This is a genomic window from Bartonella sp. MR168JLCBS (assembly GCF_042194175.1).
In genome coordinates this window covers 1-787 of sequence record NZ_JBHIMP010000301.1, presented here as the reverse complement: position 1 = coordinate 787, position 787 = coordinate 1, and the positions used below count along the sequence as shown (strand labels likewise).

The following is a 787-nucleotide window of genomic DNA, read 5'->3' as shown; positions in this document are numbered from 1 at the left end:
TTGCATAATTTTCTGTCTATACTCGGCGAATTGACGAATAGAATGAGCAATAGAAGCAGCCATTTTTTTTCTCCATTGAGGATTGTTTAATAATTCTTCATCTTCTTTATTTGATAAATAACCTATCTCTATCAAGATAGAAGGAACATCTGGAGCTTTTAAAACTTGAAAATCAGCATATCGATGAGGGTTATTTATCAAATTGATATGACTCTTTGATAAATTTGCGATAACACTATTAGCAAAATTAATTGAAAATGTATGCGTTTCACGTCGAGTCAGATCAAGCAAAATATCTGTCACTTCAAGGGATTCTTCTGCGGGTAAACCGTCAAGCAGATCAACCTTATTTTCACTTTCAGCTAAAGATTTTGCAATTGCATCAGATGCCTTGTCTGATATGGTATATACTGTCGCACCGCGAAGAGAATGCATATCAATGCTATCTGCATGAATAGATATGAAAAGATCAGCACCCAATTCCTGTGCCTTCTTAACTCTTTCGCTTAATCTTAAAAAGATATCAGAATCGCGTGTTAACACAACGGTAGTATGAGAATCTTTTTTTAATTCATCTCGCAATGCACGTGCAAAAGCTAGGGTTACATCTTTTTCTAAAATTCCAGTAATCCCTCGCGCACCACCGTCAATTCCACCATGTCCAGGATCAATAACAACACGAAAATTGCTTATAAGACTTATCTGTGTTTTTGTATTGGGGTCAGCTTTTTGTTGATTTTTTAATACCTCACCAAACTTTTTTTGTGTTCTGGGCGTAATAGCAACC

Annotated in this window: 1 protein-coding gene; it reads right to left on the bottom strand. The window is 35.7% G+C overall.

The features are described 5' to 3' along the window. A partial coding sequence (locus ACFIK8_RS11020) for an N-acetylmuramoyl-L-alanine amidase (RefSeq protein WP_375669453.1) occupies window positions 1–787 on the bottom strand: 787 nt, incomplete at both ends.